Genomic DNA, 19007 nt, shown 5'->3' with positions numbered 1-19007 from the left:
TCAAGGTTTGTTAACCTTTGGAGGTTGAATTTTGTGCAAATAAGGGCCGCTTACCCGCAGTGCGAGATTTGTAAGCTAGTGGGCTTAATGAAAGTTGCACAAGACTTACATGTCTGTTCACAGCCATTCGCTAAATCAGTATCGGTAATAAAGAGTTAATCGCCGCTAGGCAGAGGTCTTTGGCCCGCTTGAGCTTGGTATTTAAGCCGAGTTATCACCTAATCACCAGTAGTAATCACACTGCGAATGCTCTTGCTTGCCTTTAGATTAAACGCACTGCTAAAAACTTGCGTTGAAAGATAAACAGACCCGAGTATTGAATTGTCCACAAGCAGACTATAGTTAAGATATAAGGTCTTAATTTTCACAAGGATTTCAAATGACAGATTATCGTCAGTGGTTATCGCAGTTGAGTGATTGGCTCAAAGATGTGAACGAACATGAAGTCAAAGAGATGGTAACGACTTTTCTTGAGTCCAAAAAGGCGCTCAAAGACTTGAGTAAAGATAAGTACGACGAGTATAAACGTTACCTGCAACGTGACATCGACCATTTCATTGAACATGAAAGCTACTACAACTCCCTCGCTTGGCAAGAACTCAAAGAATCTCTGTGGTATGAACTTGCTCACATCGAAGATAAATCGCAACTTGAATGGCAGGCGTTGAGCCAAGATTTCAAGCACAAAGGCGTGTACCACAGCGGAGAATGGATAGCCATGGGCACCTTAGTGTGCCAGAATTGTCATCACCAAGAAGACGTTTACCACGCCAGTGAAATAAAGCCCTGTTCAGAATGCGGCGGCATTCACTTTAATCGTCAAGCGTTGCAGCCTTAAGGGTCGTGTAACGGGTAAAATAACAAGGGCTCACGAAGAGCCCAACATAAGACGTGTTGTATGACTAAAAAGACATCGGGTGTTACTGACACCCTTAGCGCAAGCGCGCTTGCGCCGCAAATTTCCGACAATCACATTCGTACTTGTCTGGCTCATCCTTATCCAGAAGAGTTGCAGTTTATCGGCCAAAAGCGCGCTGATAGTGCGCTAGACTTTGCTTTAGGCATGCAGTTGCCGGGCTATAACGCTTATGTGATGGGCGAGCCGGCGCTAGGGCGTTTTACGCTTGTGCAGCATAAACTGCAACAACACGCCAAAGACCGCGAAACGCCCAGAGAGTGGTTGTATGTAAATAACTACCAAGATCACCGAGAGCCTATTGCGCTGCTGATGAATCCTGGTGAAGGCCAAGTACTTGTGGATGACATTGACGCAGTACTTGAAGAAATTCTTGATACATTCCCTGCTGCATTTGATAACCCGGGGTATCAGCGTAAGAAAAAGTCTATCGACCGTGAGTTCGAAGACAAATACGAAGATGCACTCGCAGCTGTGGAAGAATTAGCGAACCAGCATAGCGTTGAACTTATTGAAGACGACAACAATGTTGGCTTTGTGCCAATTGTTGATAATCAGCGCCTCAGTGACGAGCAATTTGGTGCCTTGGATGAGCAAACACAAGAGCGCTTTATTGAAGCGATTGGTGAGTTAGAAGATGCCTTAATCGATTCACTTATTGAATTACCTAAATGGAAACGAGAGTCCAGCGAAGCACTGCGCAAACTGAAAAAAGCAACCGCAGAAGCTGCTATTAAACCGCTTTTACGTGAACTTGAACACAAGTATGCCACCCATATTGGTGTGTTGCGTTACCTCAAAGACTTGCGCTCAGAGCTAGTAGATACCGTGCTCGAATGGTTAGATGAAGAGCAAAGTAACGATAAAAGCGAAGAAGAATACGATCGCAAAGAGATGCTTACTGAGTTTTTTGCGCCTAACCTACTCGTGCCATACAAAGAAAATGATGCAGCACCGGTTATTTATGAGCCAAATCCTACGTTCGGTAATTTATTCGGTAAAATCGAGTACTCAACCTCGCAGGGCTCATTAGTTACAAGTTATCGCAGTATTCAGCCAGGCGCCTTGCACCGCGCAAATGGTGGTTATTTGATTATGGATGCTGAGAAAGTGATGGCAAGCTCTCAAGTCTGGGACGGCTTGAAACTGTCACTTAAAACGCACCAAATAAAGAACGATTTACCCTTCCAAGACAGCTCAGTGGGTAGTAGCTTCACGTTGCGCCCTCAGTTGATCCCACTGGATGTAAAAATCATCCTGCTAGGCTCGCGTGATTTGTACTACACACTCAATGAATACGATGAAGAGTTTGCAGAGCATTTTCGCGTTTTGGCGGATTTCGATTATTACCTGCCAGGCACTGACAAGTATCAATACCAATTCATTACCAAGGTACAAGAATATTGTCGAGAAACGCTGAAAACAGAGCTTAACTGTGATGCTATGGTGCTGCTATTACGCTTTAGTCATCGCCAAGCGGAGCATCAATTGAAGCTATCGGCGCGTTTTGCAGATGTACTTGAGTTGGTTGCTGAAGCAAGCTTCTATGCACGCCAAGATAACAGCGAAGAAATCCACGCCAGCCATGTTCAAGAAGCACTCGCGGGGAAAGAATACCGTACCGGGCAGATGAGTGAGAATATGCTCAGCGATATCCGTGAAGGGCACATTCTTATTGCCACAGAAGGACACGCCGTGGGCATGGTTAACGGTTTAACCGTATTACACGTCGGAGATACTTCATTCGGTACACCTGCTCGTATTAGTGCCTCAGTGTATGCCGGCAGTGACGGTGTTATAGACATTGAACGTGAAGCAGAGCTAGGCAAAGCGATTCACTCTAAAGGGGTGATGTTGTTAACGGGCTATCTGGGCAGCAAATATGCGCAAGATTTCAGCTTAACCTTGAGTGCAAATATCGCGATTGAACAAAGCTATGGCTATATTGATGGCGACAGCGCATCGTTGGCAGAGTTGTGTGCATTGGTATCGGGTATTACTCAGGTGCCTATTGATCAAGGCATAGCCATGACAGGTTCAATTAACCAACGCGGTGAAGTGCAGGCAATTGGCGGCGTAAACGAGAAAATAGAAGGCTTCTTTAAGCTGTGCCAAATGCGTGGACTAACTGGCCAACAGGGGGTGATTATCCCGCGTTCCAACTGCGTTAACCTGGTTTTAAATCAGGATGTAATAGATGCTGTCGACAGTGGCCGCTTTAACATTTATCCAGTGTCGAGTGTTGACGAAGCTTTGAGCTTATTAACGGGTAAAGAATGTGGAGAGCTCAAAGATGGCGCCTATCCAAAAGGCAGTATTCATGATTTAGCAATGGAGCGCTTACGCGCAATTGCGGCGATAGTGGGCGGTGAGGAGAACGATGATGCTTAACACTATTTTGCTCGTTATTATTGCTGTGCTCGTTGTGCTGACAATCCGTGGTCATCTAAAGAACCGTCAGGTTGCAGCTTTGAACAAGCAAAGAGAGGCCGAGTTCTTTGCGCAAAACCATGATAAGGAAGGCGTTGAAAAGCTTGAAAGTGGCGTACACATGCTGTGGCACACTCGCAATGAAGACGCTGAGCAACCTACAGCTACATCCAAAGTACGCGTTCACTACCGTGGCACCTTGTTGGATGGGCGTGAATTCGACAGCTCGTACAAGCGAGATAAGCCAATCGATTTTCGATTAAATCAAGTCATTGCTGGGTGGCAACAAGGCCTGCAGCAAATGCATGTGGGCGATAAGGCTACATTGTATATCCCGGCACGTTTGGCCTATGGCGACAGACGAGTGGGCATTATTGAACCCGCGAGTCCGTTGATATTCGAGGTCGAACTACTCAGTATCGAGCGATAACCCATTGATGAAGACCACCGCATTGCCGGTGGTTTTTTTATGCCTTTCGTCGCATTGTGCTTTTTAAGCATGTTCGGTTACCTTAGTTTGAAAAGAGGTAAACGCAACAAATGTGTTCTTGGACGCTATTCAACAGGGGATAACAATGAAGAAAATAAAAAGTGCATGCAGCTTAGCTGTGTTAGGCGTGCTTTCAAGTCTTACGTTTAATGCACAGGCAGCTTCTGCGACGCAAATTGAAAAAGCCAATCAACAGGTACAAGAAAAACTTATTGAGTGGCGACGTCACTTACATGAATATCCTGAATTAAGTAATCGTGAATTTGAAACCGCTAAGTATGTGGCTAAGCATTTAAAGTCACTCGGTTTGGAAGTACAAACTGGGGTTGCGCATACGGGCGTGGTTGCCAAGCTCAAAGGTGATAAGCCTGGGCCATTAATTGCGCTACGTGCAGATATGGATGCACTGCCAGTGACTGAACAAGTCGATATTCCGTTTGCTTCAAAGCAAAAAGCAACGTTCCGTGGCCAAGATGTGGGGGTAATGCATGCATGTGGTCATGATGCACATGTGGCTATTTTGATGGCGGTTGCCGAGTCGTTGGTTAAGCTCAAATCGGAATTGGCAGGCGAAGTCCTCTTTATCTTCCAGCCAGCAGAGGAAGGCGCCCCAGCGGGTGAAGAAGGTGGCGCTGAATTGATGCTCAAAGAAGGCCTATTTGCGCAAATGCCTGAAGCAGTATTTGGCTTGCATGTGACTTCGTCATTGAATGTTGGCAAAGTAGGCTTGCGTTCAGGCCCATTGATGGCAAGTTCAGACAAATTCACTATCAAGGTTAAAGGCCGTCAAACGCACGGTTCGCGCCCTTGGAATGGGGTTGACCCTATTGTTGCGTCCAGCCAAATTATTATGGCCACGCAAACTATCGCATCGCGTCAGGTGGATGTGACCAAAGCGCCGTCGGTGATTTCATTTGGCGCCATCAAAGGTGGTGTACGCAACAATATTATTCCAGATGAAGTCGAAATGGTGGGGACTATTCGTACCTTCGACCAAGATATGCGTGCAGATATCAAAGACCGTATTAAGCACACCGCGGAACTAACAGCACAAGCGGCTGGTGCCCAAGCTGATGTGCATATTGACCATGGCTATCCAGTGACGGTTAATAACCCTGAACTGACAGCGGCTATGATGCCTACATTAGAAGCGGTGGCGGGTAAAGATAACGTCGTCATCACCGACTTAATTACTGGTGCAGAGGACTTCTCTTACTATGCACTGGAAACACCTGGACTGTTCTTCTTCTTGGGGATTACACCACAAGATCAGGATGCGAAATCGGCACCGAGTAACCACTCACCGCATTTCTACATTGATGAGCAAGGTTTACCACTTGGCGTTTCAGCATTAACCCAGCTGGTATTTGATTACCTTGAGAGATAAATAAAAGGCGCGTTAAGCGCCTTTTTTACGATAACTCCAGATCACACTGGCAAGTGTGAATATCACTAATATCGTCCACCAAGGCCAAGTGCCATGGCGAGCATAAAAACTGTTGCCGCCTATCAGGTGCACATCTGTAACCAATACATCGTCAGTAAATTGCGCTAGGCTTATTTGCTTTTCAGACAAAGGGTCATACACAGCGGTCACGCCAGTGTTGGTTACGCGTACAAGCGGGCGCATCAGCTCAAGAGCACGCATTCGCGAGATTTGCATATGTTGGTGGGGGCCATGAGAATCGCCAAACCACGCATCATTACTCACGGTAAAAAGAATATCCGAGTCACTGCGGTAATTTGCGCGCACTAAGTCCGGAAATGCAATTTCGTAGCAGATAGCAGGCAAGATATGGTAACCGTTCGCAACCAAGTTTTGCTGCACGCGCTCGCCGCGAGTAAAGCTCGACATCGGTAGGTCGAACAAGGGGGCGAGGGGACGCAGCCAGTCTTCAAAGGGTACGAACTCACCAATAGGTAACAACTGATGCTTACGATAACGGTTACGATGTAGGTACTTGTATTGCCCCTCGCTGCTGTCAGCCTGCTCTTTGCCTACAACCACTAGGGTGTTGTAGATAGTACGGGTATCGTATTGATAGTCGACAATGCCGGTTATCAACGCCGTGTTATTAAACACCGCGGCAGCATCTAACGACTGTAAAAACTGATTTGCATGTACTTCGAGCTCTGGAATTGCGGCTTCGGGCCAAACAACCAAATCCGCGTTCCAATGCTTTCGCGTCATATCTTGGTATTTGAGCATAGTTGGCCAGAAATTCTCGGGCTCCCAGCGCATACTTTGCTTGATGTTACCCTGCACCAAGGCAACACTTAAGTGTTTACCTGTGTGGCTATTGGGATGCCACCACTGCACGAATAACGCAGCTAATGCCAGCACTAGGCTAATACTGAACATAGGCGCCCAGCGGCGTTCACGCACAAGGGTACATATGCCATAACTCAGTGCAATGACAATGAGCGAAAGCCCAAATTCTCCAGTCAATGATGCGAATAAATTTAAGGGGGAGTCTGTTTGCGTGTAGCCAAAAGACAACCAAGGAAATCCAGTAAGCAATTTACCTCGTAACCACTCGGCACACGCAAAGCTCAAAAGTAAGGGGGCAAACCAACTCCCTGTGCGCTTGTATGCCCAGCCAGTCATGGCCAACGCTAGAGCAGGGTAAAGTGCTAAATAACACACCAATAGCGCCATCAGTGCTATTGACGCGATTATAGGTAAGCCACCAAATTGCGAGATGGATACATGCACCCAGCTGATGCCCGCACCGAACCAACCTAAACCAAAAACCAAGCCATACCAAGCGGCTGTTTTAGTCGGTTGTTTGTATGTCAGGGCGCACAGTGTAGCAACGCTGACAAAGGCGAGTGGCCAAAAGCTAAAAGGGGCGTAGGCAAATGTCAAAACAAGGCCAGCGACGAGCGCCAGCCAAGTTTTAATATCTTTGAGAGAGTGTTTAAGCCGCGTCAGAATCTTCGCCATCGCTTGATTTGGGCAGAGTTACTTGCAGCTGCAAAATACGACGGTTGTCCGAGTTGGTAACCTTAAACTGCAAAGGTTCGATTTCGATGATTTCACCACGCCCAGGCATGTGACCAAAGGCATGTAACACAATTCCGCCTATGGTATCGGCTTCATTGGTGCTGAAATCTGTGTTGAATTTATCGTTGAACTCCTCAATAGGCGTGAGGGCTTGCACCGAATAAACATGCTTAGAGATTTGTTTGATTTGCAAGCTGTCTTCTTCATCGTCATGTTCATCTTCGATTTCACCCACGATAATTTCGAGAATGTCTTCGATGGTTACAAGTCCAGATACACCGCCATATTCGTCGATAACGATGGCCATGTGATAACGCTGCTGACGGAATTCGTTAAGTAAGGTGTCTACACGCTTACTTTCCGGCACCACCACTACGGGACGCAACAATTCGCGTAATTCGGGAAGATCCGCTTCTTTGTCCATAAGCAAAGGGATAAGGTCTTTAGCCAGTAAGATCCCTTCTATATGGTCTTTATCTTCACACACTACCGGGAAACGTGAGTGCGAAGACTCAATCATTACAGGTAGTTGATCAGCCAAAGGTTGGTCTACATCAAGTGTGATGATTTGTGAGCGAGGGATCATGATGTCGCGTACTTTGAGTTCAGAGACTCCGAGTACACCTTCAATCATTTCCTTGGTCTCTGGATCGATCAGGTCGCGTTCTTGCGCGTCTGAGATCACTTCGGCCAGCTCTTCCTTATTTTGGGGTTCTCCCTGAAACATCTGGGCTATACGATCTAACCAAGATTTTCCTGAAGAACCCTCTCTACTATGCGAGTTTTCGTCGCTCATTAGCTTTATGCGCTCCAAGTTGAATTAATTCCGATAGTGAGACTTTGCACACTATTGGGATTAACACTCATCATCCCTGTATGGGTCGCTAATATTAATGCTGGCAAGAAATTTCTTTTCCAGCGCTTCCATGATTTGGGCATCATGCTCATTGATATGGTCATAGCCGAGTAAATGCAAGCAGCCGTGAACAACCATATGAGCGAAGTGATCATGGAACGTTTTTTCTTGCTCCAGCGCTTCACCATATACTACTTGGGGGCAAATAATCAAATCCCCAACAAGTGGTAATTCCACCCCCGGCGGGGCATCGAATTCAAACGACAACACATTGGTTGGCTTGTCTTTACCACGATAGCTGTGATTCAGAGTTTGACTCTCATGCTCATCAGCGATACGAATAGTGAGTTCAGAATCTGGCTTTAATTCATCCAGTACCAAAGAGGCCCACTGCTGGAATTGTTCTTCACTGGGAAGATTATCAAATTCGCAGGCTAGTTGCAGATCGACAAAGGTACTCATGAGTTAGATTCTCTTTTTTCTTGCTCTTTTTGCGCACGCTTAGCTCGTTCTGCTTCCTCATGATACTCGTAGGCTTCTACAATGCGCGCAACAACAGGGTGGCGCACAACATCATGAGATTGGAAGAAGTTCATGCTGATTTCGTCAACTTCGCCCAAGACTTCAATAGCGTGGCGCAAACCAGAGCGCGCACCTCGAGGTAAGTCTACCTGGGTAATGTCACCAGTGATCACTGCCTTTGAGTTGAAGCCAATACGGGTTAAGAACATCTTCATTTGCTCGACCGTGGTGTTTTGGCTTTCGTCCAAAATGATAAAGGCATCATTGAGTGTGCGACCACGCATGTAGGCAAGAGGCGCGACTTCAATAACGTTCTTCTCAATTAAACGCTCAACTTTCTCGAAGCCTAGCATTTCAAATAAGGCGTCATATAGAGGGCGCAGATATGGGTCGATTTTTTGGGTTAAATCTCCGGGTAAGAAACCCAGCTTTTCACCTGCTTCTACCGCAGGGCGGGTCAGCAAAATTCGGCGAATCTCTTGGCGTTCAAGGGCGTCGACAGCTGCGGCAACGGCAAGATAAGTCTTACCTGTACCTGCTGGACCAATGCCAAAGCAAATATCGTGATTAAGGATGTTGGCAACATACTGGCTTTGATTTGGGTTGCGAGGCTTGATTACGCCACGACGAGTTTTGATAAAAACTTCTTTACCCCAAACGCTCGGTGCTTCTTGTTCAAGCACATCGGCTTCGATAATAGCGAGGTGCACGTGCTCAGGCTCGATTTCTTTTTCTTTGCCTTTGAGTGGAGCTGTTTCTACATAAAGGCTTTTTAATATCTCGCCGGCCGCTTTAGCAGTATGCGGTTTACCAGTGATTTTGAAGAGATTTTCACGGTGTGCAATTTCAACTCCCAGTCGACGTTCGATGTGTTTAATGTTCTCATCAAAAGGACCGCATAAAGAAGAAAGGCGGGCGTTGTCAGAGGGTTCTAAATAGATATCGATGTTTTTCAGCTGGTTACTCAAAGTTGCTTCCTGTTGTATTGCGCCAAAGTCAGTCACTGAGTGGCTTTGGCGCATTTTATTTTTTAGTTAGGGGTAAACGTACCCACCCCAATTTCATTTGTTTGTTCTTCAACTGGCGCTTTTGCAAGAATTTCACTTGGCGCAGTGTCGCGGCGAAGGTTCATTTCGCTTTCTGTGCGAATAAGCTCACCACGTAATGAGTTTGGTAGTGCTTCTGTGATACGCACGTCAACGAATTGGCCGATCACTGAATGTGGACCTTCGAAGTTAACCACACGGTTATTCTCTGTACGTCCACGCAGCTCCATTGGGTTCTTCTTAGAAGGACCTTCAACAAGAATACGCTGCTCAGTACCAAACATATCACGGCTAATCTTCTGTGCCATCTGGTTTATGCGATCTTGTAAGATGTAAAGACGCTGCTTTTTCTCTTCTTCGCTGACATCGTCTGGTAAATCTGCTGCTGGCGTACCTGGACGTGCACTGTAGATGAAGCTGAAGCTCATATCGAAACCGATATCGTTGATTAGCTTCATGGTTGCTTCGAAGTCTTCTGTTGTTTCACCTGGGAAACCGATGATGAAGTCCGAGCTCATGCTGATATTTGGACGTACTTTACGCAGTGCACGAATAGTCGATTTATATTCCATCGCCATGTGGCCACGTTTCATCAAGTTAAGAATACGGTCTGAGCCGCTTTGCACTGGTAGGTGCAAGTGGTCTACAAGTTCTGGTACATCAGCATAGGCTTCAATGATGTCTTGGGTAAATTCAACCGGGTGAGACGTGGTGTAACGAATACGGTCAATGCCATCAATAGCGGCAACGTAACGCAGTAAATCAGAGAAATAACAAATTTCGCCATCGTGTGTTGCACCGCGGTACGCATTTACGTTTTGACCAAGTAGGTTAACCTCACGTACGCCTTGCTCAGCAAGTTGTGCTACTTCCAAGATGACATCATCCAGTGGACGGCTTACTTCTTCACCACGAGTGTAAGGTACCACGCAGAAAGTACAGTATTTAGAGCAGCCTTCCATGATAGAGACGAATGCGCTTGGGCCTTCAGCCTTAGGCTCTGGCAGGCGGTCAAACTTTTCAATCTCAGGGAAGGTGATATCAACAACAGAACCTTCTTTGTTCTGAACTTGCTGGATCATCTCTGGTAAACGGTGCAGCGTTTGTGGACCAAAAACGATGTCTACAAATGGCGCGCGTTGACGGATGGTGTCACCTTCTTGAGATGCAACACAACCGCCTACACCAATCACTAGATCAGGATTTTTCTCTTTTAGAGGCTTCCAGCGACCCAGTTGGTGGAATACTTTTTCTTGTGCTTTTTCACGGATAGAACAGGTGTTAAGCAAAATAACATCCGCATCTTCGGCCTCTTCAGTAAGTTGATAACCATTTGTATCATCTAGAAGATCCGCCATTTTCTGAGAGTCATATTCATTCATCTGACATCCCCAGGTTTTAATATGCAGCTTTTTGCTCATTGAAATATTGCCTCGTTTTCAATCCGGTACTGACTTTGCACGACTAGGCCAAGTTAAAGCCATTGGCTCGAGCTTCGCCTAAAGGACGCGTATTTTATATGCTATCGGCCTATGAGCCAAGTATAGTTTTGATATTTGCCTATGCTCAGTGCTGTAAATCAAACATTGGCGATAAGTTATTTCCATCCACTGCCAATTGCACAATGAACTAGGTTACAATTATCTCAGCACGAAAATAATTAGAGACAAGGCCCAATGAGTATAAACAAGGTAGTCATTGTAGGTGGCGGTATGGTGGGCGCAGCATGTGCGCTAAAGCTTGCCAAACAAGGTAAGTCGGTCACTGTTATAGAGCAGCATATCATTGATCCTGAACGTGTATTAGCAAGCGAACAAGTAGATATCCGTGTTTCGGCAATCAATCGCTTTTCTGAGCAATTGCTGGATGACTTAGGCGCGATGGCGTTGTTGCGTCAATCTCGTGTCGCCCAGTACACCCAACTGGAAGCGTACGAAGAGGTACCTGAGCAGCTGCTATTTGATAGCGCTGAGCTTGGTAGCACTCATTTGGGCCACCTCGTCGAGAATAAACTCATTCAAGCCGCCTTATGGGCACAGTTTGACCACCATGGTATCGAAGTACATTCCCCAGCAGGGCAGGCGAAGCAACTTATTGAAACCGATACAAGCGCTACCTTGGTGTATGAGGATAGGCAATTTGAAGCAGATCTTGTGATTGCTGCAGACGGTGGCCGCTCTCATATTCGCCAGCTCGCGGGTATTGGCGTAACTGGTTGGCAGTATCAGCAACACTGCATGGGAGTCTTGATTAAACTCGATGCACCGCAGCAGAGTAAAACATGGCAGCAATTTAAGCCCTCGGGGCCTATTGCTTTCTTACCGATGCACTATCCGTACGCAAATCTCATTTGGTATGACGAAGGCACCAAACTAAAGGCGATGCAGCAATTAGACAAAGACGCACTTAAAACGCAGATCATTGATCATTTCTTTGCCTTACCCGGGGAATTTGAAATCGTTGAATCTGCGGTGTTTCCATTGACTCGTCAGCACGCCAATACTTATATCGCTAAGCGCCTTGCGTTAGTCGGAGATGCTGCACACACAATTAACCCATTAGCGGGGCAGGGTGTGAATTTGGGCTTTAAAGATGTCGTAGCACTGGCACACGCGTTAGAAGAATCTGAGGTTCTTGCCACGGCACTAAAGCGCTACCAGCGCCGTAGACGTGGTGATAATTTACTGATGATGAGCATGATGGATGCGTGCTACTTTGGCTTCTCGAATAGTGTATCACCACTTAAAACGCTGCGTAATGTGGTGTTATCGGCTGCAAATAAGGCTGGGCCACTTAAACAGCAAGTATTAAAGCACGCGATGGGTGGCATCACCTGAGCGTTCAAAAAATACAAATGAATTATTAGAAGCTGCTCAATCGAGTGGCTTTTTTTAGCTAACGAGAAAAGAAAAAATAAATAGTGTTTGAAAGAGAAGATATGAGAATTTAAAGAAAATGATTGAGAAGAAATCTAAGAAGGTTAATACATGGTGCGGAAGGTGAGACTTGAACTCACACATCCGAAGATACTGGAACCTAAATCCAGCGCGTCTACCAATTCCGCCACTCCCGCAATGTATTATTTACATTTTGATATGGAACCTAAATCCAGCGTCTAATTCAAGACATCTGCCAACTCCGCGCTATCGCAATGTATTTTTTTCGGCATATTCACATTTTCTAGATTGGTTCTAGATAATGGCTGGAGTACCAGGATTTGAACCTGGGAATGGCGGGATCAAAACCCGCTGCCTTACCGCTTGGCGATACTCCAACGATACACCAAAAAGAGCTGATTATTTTAGTTCTTATCGAGAACATGGTGCGGAAGGTGAGACTTGAACTCACACATCCGAAGATACTGGAACCTAAATCCAGCGCGTCTACCAATTCCGCCACTCCCGCATTTTCGCTTCAGTATTTATGGAACCTAAATCCAGCATCTAATTAAAGACATCTGCCAATTCCGATACTTTCGCATTTTGTTTTCACATTCTCTTATTGGTAGAAAGAGAATGGTGGCTACGCCCTGATTTGAACAGGGGACCCCATCATTATGAGTGATGTGCTCTAACCAACTGAGCTACGTAGCCATGGCTGGAGTACCAGGATTTGAACCTGGGAATGGCGGGATCAAAACCCGCTGCCTTACCGCTTGGCGATACTCCAACTAAAGGGTCGATAATTTTAGTTCTTATCAAGAACATGGTGCGGAAGGTGAGACTTGAACTCACACATCCGAAGATACTGGAACCTAAATCCAGCGCGTCTACCAATTCCGCCACTCCCGCAATGTTGGCTGGAGTACCAGGATTTGAACCTGGGAATGGCGGGATCAAAACCCGCTGCCTTACCGCTTGGCGATACTCCAACTAAAGGGTCGATAATTTTAGTTCCTATCAAGAACATGGTGCGGAAGGTGAGACTTGAACTCACACATCCGAAGATACTGGAACCTAAATCCAGCGCGTCTACCAATTCCGCCACTCCCGCAGTGTTGGCTGGAGTACCAGGATTTGAACCTGGGAATGGCGGGATCAAAACCCGCTGCCTTACCGCTTGGCGATACTCCAACTAAAGGGTCGATAATTTTAGTTCCTATCAAGAACATGGTGCGGAAGGTGAGACTTGAACTCACACATCCGAAGATACTGGAACCTAAATCCAGCGCGTCTACCAATTCCGCCACTCCCGCATATTTGCTTAAGTATTTTATGGAACCTAAATCCAGCGTCTAATTCAAGACATCTGCCAATTCCAACACTTTCGCATACAAACTAGCTTCCATTCTCCTTGGTAGTGGAAAATGGTGGCTACGCCCTGATTTGAACAGGGGACCCCATCATTATGAGTGATGTGCTCTAACCAACTGAGCTACGTAGCCAACTTTTGTTTGTCATCATCGCTGATGCGGGGCGTATTATGCTGATATGCCGAAACCGCGTCAACACCTTTTTGCGAAAAACATATTCAGGATGAATCGTTTGCCTGAAAAACAAGCTAAGAGCTTAAAAAACAGCTTCAGTTGTTGTTTTATTCAACAAAAAAGCCCGCATCTAGCGGGCTTTTAAAGATAGTAATTTTTTATACGTTGAACAAGAAGTTCATCACATCGCCATCTTTAACGATGTATTCTTTACCTTCTTGGCGCATTTTACCGGCTTCTTTCGCGCCGTTTTCGCCTTTAAACGCGATGTAATCATCAAACGCAATCGTTTGTGCACGAATGAAGCCGCGCTCAAAGTCAGTGTGGATTTTACCAGCGGCTTGCGGTGCAGTTGCCCCTACAGGAATCGTCCACGCACGTACTTCTTTTACACCAGCGGTAAAGTAAGTTTGTAGTTTAAGAAGCTCATATCCACCGCGGATCACACGGTTTAGACCCGGCTCTTCAAGGCCCAAATCAGCCATGAACTCGTCGCGGTCTTCATCATCAAGTTCAGAAAGCTCAGCTTCAATTGCTGCACAAACAGGGATTACTACTGCATCTTCTGCTGCTGCAATTTCACGTACTTTGTCTAGATGAGGGTTGTTTTCAAAACCATCTTCATTGACGTTAGCAATGTACATTGTTGGCTTGATTGTAAGGAAGTTTAAGTAGCTAATTGCTGCTTTTTCTTCTTTTTCCAAGCTTAAAGAGCGAAGCGTCAAACCTTCATCAAGGTGTGCTTTCACTTTTTCTAAAACTTGAATTTCAAATTTAGCGTCTTTTTCGCCGCCTTTTGCTTTCTTAGCTTGGCGGTGAATAGCGCGGTCAGCAGTATCCATATCAGCTAGAACAAGTTCAGTGTTGATAACATCGATGTCATCAGCTGGATCGATAGTGCCTGCTACGTGAACGATATTTTCGTTTTCAAAACAGCGAACTACATGACCAATTGCGTCAGTTTCACGAATATTTGCTAGGAATTGGTTACCTAGACCTTCGCCTTTTGATGCGCCTTTCACAAGACCTGCAATGTCCACAAACTCCATCGTTGTAGGTAGGATGCGTTGTGGGTTTACAATTTCCGCCAACTGATTAAGGCGAGCATCTGGAACAGGCACTACACCTGTGTTTGGTTCAATCGTACAAAACGGGAAGTTTTGTGCTTCAATACCTGCTTTGGTAAGTGCATTAAATAGCGTTGATTTACCAACATTTGGTAAGCCAACGATGCCACATTTAAAACCCATATTATCTATACCTATTTAATATTTAAGCCTAAGGCTTAAATGAATGGAGTCTGTTTTGTGCTTTGAGCACACCATCTTTCGCCAAAATTTCCATACAGCGTACAGCCTCATCCACTGCGGCATCGATCTTTTCTTGATCTGCCGCTGGGGCCTTACCCAGTACCCAGCCTGTCACTTTATCTTTGTGTCCAGGATGGCCAATACCTATGCGCAGACGCATGAATTCTTTATTGTTCGCCATTTTGGAAATAATGTCTTTTAGACCGTTATGTCCACCATGACCACCGCCTTTTTTCAATTTAGCAATTCCCGGGTCGAGATCCATTTCATCATGGGCGACCAAAATATTTTCTACAGGGATTTTATAAAAATTCGCTAAACTTGCCACAGCTTTACCGCTGAGGTTCATGTAGGTAGTGGGAATAAGTAGTTTGAATTCTGTACCACCAATGACAACCTTGCCGGTTAATCCATGGTGTTTGCTGTCAAGCTTGAGTGTGCAGTTATATCGCGCGGCTAGCTCTTCGATGAACCAGGCACCTGCATTATGGCGTGTGTCTTTATATTCGGGGCCTGGATTAGCCAGGCCCACAAGCATTTGAATAGTATTCAAGGTGCTAACACCTTAAATCTTATTCTGCGTCGCTTTCAGCAGCTTCTTCTGAATCGTCAGCAGCAGCGCCTTTAGGAGCAGCAACAGTAACAACCGCTTGGTCGTGGTCTGCACCTTTAGCAAGCTCAACTGAAGTTACGCCAGCTGGAAGTTTAACGTCAGATAGGTGAAGCGTGTCGCCTACATTTAGAGCAGCAACGTCAACTTCGATGAACTCAGGAAGCGCTTTAGGAAGACACGTGATTTCGATTTCAGTTAGTTGGTGAATAACTGTCGCGCCTTTCTTCGCTACTGCTTCTTCGTTGATGAAGTGTACAGGGATATTAGTGTGGATCTTAGAGTTAGCATCTACACGTTGGAAGTCTAAGTGAGTGATCTTAGGCTTGTACGGGTGACGTTGAACGTCTTTAAGGATAGCTTCAACTGACTCACCAGCGATGTTAAGAGTAAGGATATGCGTGTAGAAACCTTCGTGCTCTTGCGCTTGGATGATCTTGTTGTGATCAAGAGTTAGTGATACAGCTTCTTTGTCTGCGCCGTAAAGGATTGCAGGAACTTTGTCTGCACGACGTAGGCGGCGGCTCGCACCAGTACCTAGCTCAGCACGTAATTCTGCATCAAATGTGTAAGTAATGTTAGACATGAATGTCTCCAATTAAATTAGTTTAAGTTTTAAGACCTTCGCGACCAAAAGTCTTAGCCGATTGACCGACGATTAACCGTCTATCAATCAAAAAAGGCGCGCTATAGTACCACCGCCCCTAGGCAAAAGAAACATAAGAAACAAAAAAACACCACAAATGTGGTGTTTTTGGTGGCGGGAAAGTATGGCTTATCCCGTCGTTTATTCTCGCAATTGTTTGCTTAGTGCTCGAACATCGCAGAGATTGACTCTTCATTGCTAATGCGGCGAATTGTTTCCGCCATCATATCAGCGAGGGTCAACACTTTAATGTTGTCTAGCGCTTTAAGCTCGTCCGATAGAGGGATTGAGTCAGTTACAATCACTTCATCGATTACTGAGTTACGTAGGTTTTCTGCAGCAGAACCTGAAAGTACAGGGTGAGTTGCATACGCAAATACGCGTTTTGCGCCGTGTTCTTTAAGCGCTTCAGCAGCTTTACACAGTGTGCCGCCAGTATCGATCATGTCATCTACGATGATACAGTCACGACCTTTAACGTCACCAATGATGTGCATGACTTGTGATACGTTTGCTTGCGGACGACGTTTGTCGATAATCGCAAGGTCTTTATCATCAAGTAGCTTAGCAATAGCACGAGCACGCACTACACCACCGATATCAGGTGATACAACAACAACATCTTCAAAGTTACGTTGCTTCATGTCTTCGATAAGTACTGGGCTACCAAATACGTTATCTACTGGCACATCAAAGAAACCTTGGATTTGCTCTGCGTGCAGATCAACTGTCAATACGCGGTCAACACCTACGCTTGAAAGGAAGTCTGCAACTACTTTCGCTGTGATTGGAACACGAGCAGAACGTACACGACGGTCTTGGCGCGCATAGCCGAAGTATGGGATTACGGCTGTAATACGGCCAGCTGATGCACGGCGAAGTGCGTCAACCATTACGATCAATTCCATCAAGTTGTCGTTAGTCGGTGCACAGGTAGACTGGATAATAAAAACGTCCGATCCACGGACGTTCTCATTAATAGATACACTGATTTCACCGTCGCTAAAACGACCAACCACGGCATCGCCTAGTTCGATATATAAACGTTTTGCAACTTTTTGAGCAAGTTCAGGCGTTGCATTACCAGCGAAGAGCTTCATGTCTGGCACGGTAGGGGTCCTCGGGCACTGAAATTTTGGACTAACATGTAAGTGAAGCACAGAAGCTATAACAATGCACTATAAGTGTACTACTACAGCGTGTATGCGTTACTACAGGCTAACTTAAACACTTTACTTCTAATTAGGCTAAACCAAGCGCTGTATGAGCGGGCGACTTGTTTCGGCTCTTGGCAACAAAGCCTTGCCATTGGTTTGGCAGCTTTTCTAGGACATCTTGTGCAGCTTGTTCGTTTTCGAACGCAGCAAAACAACATGCCCCAGTGCCAGTCATTCTCGACGGGGCGTATTTTAGCAACCAGTCCAGTGTTTTTTCAACCTCGCTGTAGAGCTTTTTAACGAGCGGCTCACAGTCATTGCGATGTGGCGCGTCTTGCCAATGCTCTGGAAGCTTCGCGCTATCGCGCGTCAGGTCTGGGTGTGTGAACACTGCAGCAGTACTAATGTGTACTTGTGGATGCACTACTAAGTACCAGCATTGTGGAACGTTTACGGTCTGTAATTGCTCGCCAATACCTCGGGCTAGGGCACTTTGACCATAAATAAATACGGGAACGTCGGCCCCAAGCTTAATACCTAGCTCGGCTAACTCTGCAAAAGTGAGGTGTTCGCCCCACATCTTGTTCAGTGTTAACAAAGTGGTTGCTGCATCAGAAGACCCTCCGCCAACACCGCCGCCCATAGGTAAGCGTTTGTCTATTGCAATGTCGACACCATAAATTGGTAAACCACGGTAAAGATACTGCTGCTGCAACGCCATCGCGGCGCGATAAATCAGATTGTCTTCATTGGCGACTCCTTCCATCGCAGCCACAACAAGGTGTTCATCAGTGCGAGGCGTAAAGTGTAAGGTGTCACCGAAGTCTAAAAACGTAAACAGGGTTTCTAGCTCATGATAGCCGTCCGCTCGACGACCTGTAATATGCAGAAATAGATTTAGCTTAGCCGGGGCTATGATGCTCAAAGAATCAGCGTTCATTTAATTTGCCATTGATTAATCATGAGTTTTACCTTGAGTGAATCGTGTTCCAAGGTGATGCGTGTGGGTAACCAAATACCATATTCGGCTCGGTATTCATCATATCGAATACGCCATTGTCGGGTATCTGGGCTGACCCAAGTAGTTGACACAACGCGGTTGAGTTCATCCACTTGAGAACCTGTTTCGAGTTTGCCAAGTAACCAAGCATCAGGTTGCGACAAAGGCAGAAGCCAGCCAGTAAGTTCGTAAACGAGTCGCTGAGCATCATCACCTTGGTAGTGTTTGCCATCAACTTCGAGTTCTACGCCTGAGACTTCATTCTTTAAACGCAGCACATTAGTGCCAATGAATGTGTTAAGGTCCAAAGAATATTCGGATGCGTGTTGGTCCCAGACAAAGTTTGCAGACTGGCGTTTTTGTATCGAGATAAATGCCATTTTTCCTTCTGCGCTGAATTTTTCAACAGCTTGAAGTTGGTCTCGCCAATTGTCATTAGGTGGTGTGGATTTTTGGATTTGTTGAGCACAGCCGGTGATAAACAAAAAAAACACCAGCAAAATCAATCGAAAGTTAATCAAATGTCTTTCCTGTCTTTTCTTATTCGCTTGATTTTCGTAAAATTATTCGCTTGTAGCAGGTTTAGACCAA

Annotated in this window: 16 protein-coding genes and 11 tRNA genes; 5 read left to right on the top strand and 22 right to left on the bottom strand. The window is 45.8% G+C overall.

The window, feature by feature from the left end:
• Positions 1-379: 379 nt before the first annotated feature.
• From V1358_RS05745 to V1358_RS05730, 4 genes are all read left to right on the top strand, one after another.
• Positions 380-838 (top strand): zinc ribbon-containing protein, encoded by a 459-nt coding sequence (locus V1358_RS05745; RefSeq protein WP_347390989.1) that lies wholly within the window; start codon positions 380-382, stop codon positions 836-838.
• A 60-nt stretch (positions 839-898) separates the two neighbouring features.
• Positions 899-3307, top strand: a complete 2409-nt coding sequence (locus tag V1358_RS05740) for a Lon protease family protein (RefSeq protein ID WP_347392877.1) — start codon at positions 899-901, stop codon at positions 3305-3307.
• A complete protein-coding gene (gene bamJ, locus V1358_RS05735) occupies positions 3297-3776 on the top strand; it encodes a BamJ family beta-barrel-assembly machinery protein (protein WP_347392876.1) in 480 nt (159 codons plus the stop codon). Before V1358_RS05740 ends, bamJ begins: the two co-directional genes overlap by 11 nt.
• Before the next feature lie 145 nt (positions 3777-3921).
• Positions 3922-5223, top strand: a complete 1302-nt coding sequence (locus V1358_RS05730) for an amidohydrolase (RefSeq protein ID WP_347392875.1) — start codon at positions 3922-3924, stop codon at positions 5221-5223.
• A 12-nt stretch (positions 5224-5235) separates the two neighbouring features.
• Here V1358_RS05730 and lnt read toward each other — a convergent pair whose 3' ends face one another.
• From lnt to miaB, 5 genes are all read right to left on the bottom strand, one after another.
• Complete coding sequence (gene lnt / locus V1358_RS05725; RefSeq protein ID WP_347392874.1) at positions 5236-6783, bottom strand: apolipoprotein N-acyltransferase; 1548 nt, start codon at positions 6781-6783, stop codon at positions 5236-5238.
• Positions 6758-7639 carry a CNNM family magnesium/cobalt transport protein CorC gene (corC, locus tag V1358_RS05720; protein ID WP_347390984.1) on the bottom strand — a complete coding sequence of 294 codons (882 nt, stop codon included), beginning with the start codon at positions 7637-7639 and terminating at the stop codon, positions 6758-6760. The genes lnt and corC overlap by 26 nt, the downstream gene beginning before the upstream one ends.
• Before the next feature lie 60 nt (positions 7640-7699).
• Positions 7700-8161 carry an rRNA maturation RNase YbeY gene (gene ybeY / locus V1358_RS05715; RefSeq protein WP_347390983.1) on the bottom strand — a complete coding sequence of 154 codons (462 nt, stop codon included), beginning with the start codon at positions 8159-8161 and terminating at the stop codon, positions 7700-7702.
• Positions 8158-9189 (bottom strand): PhoH family protein, encoded by a 1032-nt coding sequence (locus V1358_RS05710; RefSeq protein WP_347392873.1) that lies wholly within the window; start codon positions 9187-9189, stop codon positions 8158-8160. Before V1358_RS05710 ends, ybeY begins: the two co-directional genes overlap by 4 nt.
• 62 nt (positions 9190-9251) lie before the next feature.
• Positions 9252-10688, bottom strand: coding sequence for a tRNA (N6-isopentenyl adenosine(37)-C2)-methylthiotransferase MiaB (gene miaB, locus V1358_RS05705; RefSeq protein WP_347392872.1), 1437 nt, complete (start codon positions 10686-10688; stop codon positions 9252-9254).
• Between the two features lie 255 nt (positions 10689-10943).
• Here miaB and V1358_RS05700 point away from each other — a divergent pair, with 255 nt between their 5' ends.
• Positions 10944-12104 (top strand): FAD-dependent oxidoreductase, encoded by a 1161-nt coding sequence (locus tag V1358_RS05700; RefSeq protein WP_347392871.1) that lies wholly within the window; start codon positions 10944-10946, stop codon positions 12102-12104.
• A 151-nt stretch (positions 12105-12255) separates the two neighbouring features.
• Here V1358_RS05700 and V1358_RS05695 read toward each other — a convergent pair.
• The 17 genes from V1358_RS05695 to lolB form a co-directional block, all read right to left on the bottom strand.
• A tRNA-Leu gene (locus tag V1358_RS05695) sits at positions 12256-12340 on the bottom strand.
• Between the two features lie 126 nt (positions 12341-12466).
• Positions 12467-12541: transfer RNA gene (locus V1358_RS05690), tRNA-Gln, on the bottom strand.
• A 46-nt stretch (positions 12542-12587) separates the two neighbouring features.
• Positions 12588-12672 (bottom strand) — tRNA-Leu (locus tag V1358_RS05685).
• Between the two features lie 111 nt (positions 12673-12783).
• Positions 12784-12860: transfer RNA gene (locus tag V1358_RS05680), tRNA-Met, on the bottom strand.
• Position 12861: 1 nt separating this feature from the next.
• Positions 12862-12936: transfer RNA gene (locus tag V1358_RS05675), tRNA-Gln, on the bottom strand.
• 37 nt (positions 12937-12973) lie between these two features.
• Positions 12974-13058: transfer RNA gene (locus V1358_RS05670), tRNA-Leu, on the bottom strand.
• Between the two features lie 5 nt (positions 13059-13063).
• Positions 13064-13138: transfer RNA gene (locus V1358_RS05665), tRNA-Gln, on the bottom strand.
• A 37-nt stretch (positions 13139-13175) separates the two neighbouring features.
• Positions 13176-13260: transfer RNA gene (locus V1358_RS05660), tRNA-Leu, on the bottom strand.
• 5 nt (positions 13261-13265) lie between these two features.
• A tRNA-Gln gene (locus tag V1358_RS05655) sits at positions 13266-13340 on the bottom strand.
• Between the two features lie 37 nt (positions 13341-13377).
• Positions 13378-13462: transfer RNA gene (locus V1358_RS05650), tRNA-Leu, on the bottom strand.
• A 112-nt stretch (positions 13463-13574) separates the two neighbouring features.
• Positions 13575-13651 (bottom strand) — tRNA-Met (locus V1358_RS05645).
• Between the two features lie 200 nt (positions 13652-13851).
• Positions 13852-14943 (bottom strand): redox-regulated ATPase YchF, encoded by a 1092-nt coding sequence (gene ychF, locus V1358_RS05640; protein ID WP_347390980.1) that lies wholly within the window; start codon positions 14941-14943, stop codon positions 13852-13854.
• 28 nt (positions 14944-14971) lie between these two features.
• Complete coding sequence (gene pth / locus V1358_RS05635) at positions 14972-15556, bottom strand: aminoacyl-tRNA hydrolase (RefSeq protein ID WP_347390979.1); 585 nt, start codon at positions 15554-15556, stop codon at positions 14972-14974.
• A gap of 19 nt (positions 15557-15575) precedes the next feature.
• A complete protein-coding gene (locus V1358_RS05630; RefSeq protein WP_347390978.1) occupies positions 15576-16199 on the bottom strand; it encodes a 50S ribosomal protein L25/general stress protein Ctc in 624 nt (207 codons plus the stop codon).
• 221 nt (positions 16200-16420) lie between these two features.
• Positions 16421-17368 carry a ribose-phosphate pyrophosphokinase gene (locus V1358_RS05625; protein ID WP_347390977.1) on the bottom strand — a complete coding sequence of 316 codons (948 nt, stop codon included), beginning with the start codon at positions 17366-17368 and terminating at the stop codon, positions 16421-16423.
• Positions 17369-17501: 133 nt separating this feature from the next.
• Positions 17502-18356 carry a 4-(cytidine 5'-diphospho)-2-C-methyl-D-erythritol kinase gene (gene ispE, locus V1358_RS05620; protein WP_347392870.1) on the bottom strand — a complete coding sequence of 285 codons (855 nt, stop codon included), beginning with the start codon at positions 18354-18356 and terminating at the stop codon, positions 17502-17504.
• Complete coding sequence (lolB, locus tag V1358_RS05615; RefSeq protein WP_347392869.1) at positions 18353-18937, bottom strand: lipoprotein insertase outer membrane protein LolB; 585 nt, start codon at positions 18935-18937, stop codon at positions 18353-18355. Before lolB ends, ispE begins: the two co-directional genes overlap by 4 nt.
• Positions 18938-19007 lie beyond the last annotated feature (70 nt).

The sequence above is a fragment of the Pseudoalteromonas pernae genome (assembly GCF_039831865.1).
Classification (GTDB): domain Bacteria; phylum Pseudomonadota; class Gammaproteobacteria; order Enterobacterales; family Alteromonadaceae; genus Pseudoalteromonas; species Pseudoalteromonas pernae.
Note: the sequence above shows the minus strand (reverse complement) of the source record. Positions and strands in the feature narration are given on the sequence as shown.